Annotated in this window: 5 protein-coding genes; all 5 read left to right on the forward strand. The window is 33.9% G+C overall.

Annotation, left to right across the window (positions count from 1 at the left end; genetic code table 11):
- Window positions 1-170: 170 nt before the first annotated feature.
- From H8R24_RS10140 to H8R24_RS10160, 5 genes are read left to right on the forward strand one after another with little or no spacing between them, the layout of a single operon-like run.
- The gene (locus tag H8R24_RS10140) at window positions 171-3299 is read left to right on the forward strand and encodes a PAS domain S-box protein (RefSeq protein ID WP_187018631.1); all 3129 of its coding nucleotides are present in this window, start codon (window positions 171-173) and stop codon (window positions 3297-3299) included.
- A gap of 6 nt (window positions 3300-3305) precedes the next feature.
- Window positions 3306-4028: a sensor histidine kinase gene (locus H8R24_RS10145; RefSeq protein ID WP_187018633.1), complete on the forward strand. Its 723-nt coding sequence runs from the start codon at window positions 3306-3308 to the stop codon at window positions 4026-4028.
- A 20-nt stretch (window positions 4029-4048) separates the two neighbouring features.
- Window positions 4049-4462 carry a response regulator gene (locus H8R24_RS10150; protein WP_225876800.1) on the forward strand — a complete coding sequence of 138 codons (414 nt, stop codon included), beginning with the start codon at window positions 4049-4051 and terminating at the stop codon, window positions 4460-4462.
- An 18-nt stretch (window positions 4463-4480) separates the two neighbouring features.
- The gene (locus tag H8R24_RS10155) at window positions 4481-4900 is read left to right on the forward strand and encodes a response regulator (protein WP_187018635.1); all 420 of its coding nucleotides are present in this window, start codon (window positions 4481-4483) and stop codon (window positions 4898-4900) included.
- Window positions 4897-6861 (forward strand): response regulator, encoded by a 1965-nt coding sequence (locus tag H8R24_RS10160; RefSeq protein WP_187018636.1) that lies wholly within the window; start codon window positions 4897-4899, stop codon window positions 6859-6861. The genes H8R24_RS10155 and H8R24_RS10160 overlap by 4 nt, the downstream gene beginning before the upstream one ends.
- Window positions 6862-7102: the final 241 nt, after the last annotated feature.

The following is a 7102-nucleotide window of genomic DNA, read 5'->3' on the forward strand; positions in this document are numbered from 1 at the left end:
GTGTCGTTCAAGGGGTAAAAAGTGTCATTCGTCTATATATAAGTTGAAATTAAGCTAATAAAAAGAGCTATAATTGGAAAATAATTTTATTTTTGTAGAGAGCAATGTTTTTAATAACAATTAGTATACAAGATTCGTTCTCTAATTGTGCTACCACTAAATCATTTTACATGAAAAACCCTACTGTTGCAAATGAGAAAGATCGATTGAAAGCCTTAGAAAGCTATGCAATCATGGATACCTTGTCTGAAAATGAATATGATTCAATTACTAAACTAGCGGCTTATATCTGTAATACCCCCATTTCATTAGTTAGTTTATTAGATGATGACAGACAATGGTTCAAGTCCAGTGTTGGTATAGACGCGACCGAAACTCCTAAAGAAATCTCTTTTTGTCAGTATGCCATTCAAGGAGAGGAAGTTTATGAAGTGCAAAACGCCCAATTAGACAAGATTTTTGTAGATAATCCACTTGTTACTGGAAGTCCAGATATTCGTTTTTATGCAGGAGCTCCCCTTACGAATAAAGAAGGCTATAATTTGGGGACACTTTGTGTAATTGATACAATCCCTAGAATGCTGACTGATTTGCAAAAAAACGCACTTAAATTATTAGCCAATCAGGTGATCAATTTGATGGAATTGCGTCGCAAAAATATAGAGCTCAAAAACACACAAAAAGAATTTCAAAATTTTATTGAACTATCCAAAGATTTAGTGTGCATTGCTAATGTTGATGGTTGTTTTCATAAAGTTAATCCTGCTTTCACCACTGTTTTGGGGTATCCTAAAGAGGAGTTAGAGGGCGTTCCTTTTATAAACTTTGTACATCCAGAGGATTTAGATAAAACATATGTAGAAGTAGAAAAACTGAGCCAAGGTGAAAAAACCATCAGTTTTGAAAATCGTTACCGTTGTAAAAACGGGGATTATGTATCGCTAAGTTGGAATTCATCTCCAGATCCAGAAACAGGTAATTTGTATTGCATTGCAAGAGATATTACTTTAGAGAAAGAAAAACAAGCGCAACTAATAGCCACTACTGCTAATTTGTCGGCTCTTCTTGATGCAGCGCAGTTTTCTATTATAGCTACAGGTGTAGATGGTATCGTAACCAATTTTAATAAAGGGGCCGAAAAATTATTAGGATATACCGCAACCGAAATCATAGGGAATAAATCACCTGCTTCGTTCCATGTTGAAGCTGAAGTTATAAAATACACTAAAGAATTGAGTCTTGAATTAGGGGTAGTAGTTGCTCCTACATTTGCAGATTATGTTGTTAAGTCCTGCGCTGCAGGTTTAAGTACCGCCAAAGAATGGACCTACAATAGAAAGGATGGAAGCTCATTCCCGATGTTGCTATCAATCACAGCTGTAAAAAATAATGCTGGTGAGAACATAGGGTTCTTAGGTATTGGAAAAGATATTACTAAAGAAAAAGAAGCCGAATTAAAGCTTTTGAACAGTTATGAATTATTAGATGAAGCACAAGTTATCAATAAAAGAGGTAGCTGGAAATTCAATTCGATTACAAAGCAGTTATTATTATCCAAAGGGCATTATGCTATTTTTGAGTTAGATGGAGTGCCAGATGATCAATTGTACACTGCTTACCGAGCAAGAATTCATCCAGATGATTTAGATATTTTAGATAAATTAGATATAAACACTTTAAAATCGGGTGAAGATTATGTTGTAAAATACCGTATTGTATTTCCCGATAATCGATTGAAATACATCTCTGAAAAAGGAAGACCTTTTAAAGATGAAAATGGAGAAAGAGTAGGCGTACAAGGCTCTATTCAAGATATTACAGAGAAAAGAGAAGCCGAGTTAAGTTTGAAAGTGAGTAACGAATTATTAGATAATTCACAGCGCATTGCCAAAATAGGAAGTTGGAAATTTGATTTAGTTTCGAATGATTTAATTTGGTCCAAAGAGCATTATGCCATTTTTGAAATCGAAGAAACGGTTGTTGAAGGTTTAAATGAAGCTTTTAGAAGTCGCATTCATCCGGATGATATAGAAAGACTCGATGAGCAAGGAGAACTGACCATTAAAACCGGTGCTGACTTCAATATTAGTTATCGAATTGTTTTTCCTGATGGCAGATTGAAACACATTAGTGAAATAGGACATCCTTTTAAAAACAGTAATGATGAAGTTGTGAGCCTTCAAGGGACGATTCAAGATGTTACAGAGCGCACAATTGTGGAGCAAAAAGTACTAGAAAAATCCAAAGAAGTCAACGATATTAGAGCCGCTTTAGATGAAGCTGCTATTGTGTCTGTAACCGATTTGAATGGTGTTTTTAGTTATGTTAATGATAATTTTTGTAGTGCTTCTAAGTATACCAAAGAAGAGCTACTAGGGGTTAGTCAACGAATTCTATCAGATCATCTTGATCCTGAATTTGCCAAAAACATTTTGAGAACCATTATAAAAGGGGATATTTGGAAAGGGGAAATCGAGAATAGAGCCAAAGACGGATCAGTATATTGGGAAAAAACGACAATTGTACCTTTTAAGGATCTAAAAGGAAAAATTTATCAATATATTGCCATTAGTGCTGATATCTCAGAGCAAAAATTAGCCCAAGAAAACTTGAATTTTGCTTTAATTGATTTAGAGAAAAATATTAAGGAACTCGATCAATTTGCTTATGTAGTTTCACATGATTTAAAAGCGCCATTGCGAGCCATCAATAATTTAGCCGAATGGATTATTGAAGATATGCCAGAAATGCCAGATGATGTAAAAGCAAATTTAGAACTGTTAAAAGGACGTATTTTACGTATGGAAAATCTAATTAACGGAATTTTAGATTATTCTCGAATAGGCAGAACACATATTGAAAAAGAGAAATTTGATAGTAAGTTAATGATGGACCAAGTAGTTGAAACCATCGTGCCTACAGCAAATTTTGAAGTTATAGTAGACAAACATTTCCCGGAAGTTTATAATGCTAAAATCCTGTTGTATCAAATTTTTAGTAATATTATAAGTAATGCTGTAAAATACAACGACAAGGATCATGGTAAAATTGAATGTTATTACGAAGATTTACAAGATTTTCATCAATTTACAATCAAGGATAATGGACCAGGAATTCCATTAGAGTACCAAGAAAGAGTTTTTGGAGTTTTTCAAACCATTGAAGCTCGAGATAAAAAAGAGAGTACTGGTATCGGATTGTCAATTGTTAAAAAAATCATTGACGAGCAGGAAGGAATAATCTACATTGATTCAAAAGACGAACAAGGAACAAGCTTTATTTTTACATTACCTAAATAAAATAGAATGGAGGACTTAGAAAGTAAACATTACCAAGAGTTAATGGCTCTGAAAAAAGAATATGAAGAGTTTGTTTATATAGTTTCACATGATTTAAAAAGTCCGTTGCGCGCCATTGCTAATATTAGTAGTTGGATCGAAGATGATTTAGAAGGAAATGACAATGCCGAAATAATAGCGAATTTCAGCTTGATGAAAGGTAGGGTAGCACGTCTAGAAAGCATGATGAATGCTTTGATAGAATTGTCAAGAGTCAATAGATTAGAACTGGATCAATATGAAGTTAGTATTCCAGAACTGGTAAAAGAATGTGCTGCAATGGCTACAACAACGCCCAATGTGAGTTTTCATTATCGGATTGAAATAGAACATGAAAAGGTAACGACTTTAGCAAAAAAACTAGAAAAAGTACTTTTTAATCTCATTGAAAATGCAATTCAATTTCATGATAAAGATAAAATCAATATCTTTATTGAAATAATCGAGACCAATCTTGCCTATGAATTTGCTATTAGAGATGATGGACCAGGGATTCCAGAAGCCGTAAGAGAGAAGATTTTTAATATTTTTTATACGGTAAGTGCTAAGGATCTCGTTGAAACCACAGGTGCTGGTTTGACTATTTGCAAGAAGATAGTGAAATTAGTAGGTGGTACAATAGAATTGGTGTCCGGTGAAGGATCAGGGACTACTTTTAAATTCAGTTGGCCCAAAGAAATAGTTTTATAAACAACTCAAAAAAAACAAACATGATGATCAGCAAATTAGTAAATATTCTATTAGTCGAAGACGACGAGGTAGATGTAATGAATGTAAAAAGAGCTTTTTCGAAAAACAAAATTGAAAACCCATTGTACGTTGCTGGAAATGGTGTTGAAGCTTTGGCATTGTTAAACGACCCCGATGTTCCTATGCCTAAGATTATTATTTTGGACATTAATATGCCTAAAATGAATGGTATTGAGTTTCTAAGATTGGTAAGGCAAAATGATAAATTTAAAAACATATCTGTTTTTGTGATGACCACATCAAATGAGGACAGTGACAAAATAAACGCATACGATCTCAATGTGGCCGGTTATATTTTAAAGCCCTTATCATTTGAGAAATTTTTATCGTCGGTTTCTACTTTAAAAGATTACTGGAAGCTATGTGAGATGTAATATGTAAAAAAAACGTTTATGAAAGATTTAAATATCATTATTATAGATCACAAAACCGATGGGCAAAAAGCGAAAGATGTTTTTTTAGAAATAAATAGTCATTCTACTGTTTATCTGGCGGATAATGATGTTGAGGCGTGGTCATTATTAGATGGCGATACCAAGTTAAATCCATTACCTAAAATTATTATTGTTGATGTTAATAAGAAAGAGGTGAATGGAATGGTGTTATTAGATAAAATAAGAAATCATCCCCTACTAAAATCATTATTGGTTTTTGTATTATCTGATTCAGACACCAATAAAGAGGAAGCCTTAAAATTCAATATTGCAGGTTATATTAATAAACCCCTTGATACCGAAAGTAGTGTAGAGGTTTATTCGAAATTAAATGAATACCTATCGATTATAGAGTTTCCAAGAGACAATCAAATATGACAAAAGCCTTAAAAATACTGACAATTGATGATGATAAGATAGACGCTTTGTCTATTGTACGATCGATTTCAAAATCAGATATAAATGCCGAAATTGATAGCGCTTACTCTGCAAAAGAAGGTTTTGAAAAACTAGAAAAAGAGCAGTACGACTTGATTTTTCTGGATTATATGTTACCCGATTCAGATGGAATCAGTATTCTCCAAAAAATTAGATGTTTAGGCATCGAGGTTCCCGTTATTTTTATCACATCCCAAGGTGATGCGCAAATTGCTAGTCAAGCTATTTTGGCTGGAGCATCGGATTATATGCCCAAATCGTTATTAACGGCTGATGGTATTTCGCATAGCGTTAGAAAAGCAATCAAATTGTATGAAAGTCAGAATCTTCGAAAAAAAACCGAATTAGCCTTAAAGATTAACGCCAAAAGGCTTTCGAAGGCACAAAAATTAGCCAAAATAGGAAGTTGGGAGATCAACTTGAATGATGACGATGTATACTTTTCTGAAGGAATGTTTAGCATATTAGAATTAGATTCAAAACAAAAACCATCATTAAGCCTTATAAAATCGTGCATCACTTCTCTAACCGATTTACAACTGTTTGAAAATAACTTGAAGGAAATTGTGGGTCGTGAAGACGAAATACATTTCAGTCATCGCATTATGGCTAAAAACGGAGCTGTAAAACACATCAATCAGTACATTACTTGTATCAATGACGATACTAATATTCCTATTACCATTTTAGGAACCATTCAAGATATTAGCGAACAGAAACAAACAGAGAAAGAGCTAATACAAGCCAAGAACATAGCCGAAAATTCGGTAAAAGTGAAAGAACGTTTCTTGACTAATATGAGTCATGAGATTCGTACGCCTATGAATGGTGTAATGGGATTTGCAAGAATTCTAGAGGACACCAATTTAGATGAAAATCAAATGCAAAGTATCGAAGCCATCAAAACGGCTGGGGATAATTTAATGGTTATTATCAACGATATTTTGGATTTTTCTAAAATTGAGGCTGATATGATGACATTTGAATCCATTCAATTTTCATTGTCCAAAACTGTAAAATCAGTCGTAGAGCTTTTATTGCCTAGTGCTCTTAAGAAGAATATTGTTTTAAAAGAGACCATAGACCCACAAGTCAATGACGCTATAATAGGTGATCCTACGCGTTTGTCTCAAATTTTAATTAATTTGATTGGGAACGCCGTGAAATTTACGGAGGAAGGACAGGTAGAACTTGTGGTGACTAAAGTAAGCGGATCTGACCTGGTTTCATTGATCAATTTTAATGTTATCGATAGCGGAATTGGTATTCCTGCAGATAAAGTAGATTCGATATTCGAAAGTTTTACACAAGCCTCTGATGAAACTACAAGAAAATTTGGCGGTACCGGTTTAGGTCTTACCATTACCCGTAAACTGGTCGAGTTGCAAGGCGGGAGCATTGTGGTAAGAAGCGAAATAGGTACAGGAAGTGAATTCTCTTTTGACATTCAATATAAGAATGCTGCAGTAGATAATGTGAATTCGAGCAAAGAGGCAAAGAAAAATCGTGATTTTAGCTTCTTGAAAGACAAAAAAATATTACTTGCCGAGGACAATAAAATCAACCAACTGTTAACGCGCAAAGTCTTTGAAAGATGGGACAAGCAAATTGAAATTGCCGAAAATGGTTTGATTGCTTTCGAAAAAATCAAGGAGAATGACTATGACATTATTTTAATGGACATTCAAATGCCCGAAATGGATGGGAATGAAGTAACAGAACAGGTAAGAAAATTGTCTGGTCATAAATCCAAAGTACCTATCATTGCCCTGACAGCTCATGCTACCACTGATGAAGAACGCCGATGCATTACTTCAGGAATGGATGATTATTTGTCAAAACCGTATGATTTTAATGTATTACTAGAGAAATTATACACCAATCTTAACTTAAATAATTAGGGAGATCCACGCAGTATTCTCCCTTTTTCGCAGGAATGAAGTTGCATCCTTTTTTATTTTCTATTTGACCATCTGTTAAAAAGATTTACATTTGCAGTTCTCACGAGCAAAGTAATTGATTTTTTAAAATTACTTCTGTATTGAAAACAGTAGCAGTACGCTACTTAGGGCTTGCTGAAAAATTGCAAATCCAATAAAACAGAGGTATTTAGAGCTACTTTTTCTTGTTTAAATGCAAAGA

This window comes from Flavobacterium muglaense (genome assembly GCF_014305155.1).
GTDB classification, from domain to species: Bacteria; Bacteroidota; Bacteroidia; order Flavobacteriales; family Flavobacteriaceae; genus Flavobacterium; species Flavobacterium muglaense.

What these genes read in the sequence shown, in the direction of transcription:
- H8R24_RS10160 (WP_187018636.1), top strand. Translation starts at nt 4,897, where the DNA reads ATGACAAAAGCCTTAAAAATACTGACAATTGATGATGATAAGATAGAC.
- H8R24_RS10150 (WP_225876800.1), top strand. Translation starts at nt 4,049, where the DNA reads ATGATGATCAGCAAATTAGTAAATATTCTATTAGTCGAAGACGACGAG.
- H8R24_RS10140 (WP_187018631.1), top strand. Translation starts at nt 171, where the DNA reads ATGAAAAACCCTACTGTTGCAAATGAGAAAGATCGATTGAAAGCCTTA.
- H8R24_RS10145 (WP_187018633.1), top strand. Translation starts at nt 3,306, where the DNA reads ATGGAGGACTTAGAAAGTAAACATTACCAAGAGTTAATGGCTCTGAAA.
- H8R24_RS10155 (WP_187018635.1), top strand. Translation starts at nt 4,481, where the DNA reads ATGAAAGATTTAAATATCATTATTATAGATCACAAAACCGATGGGCAA.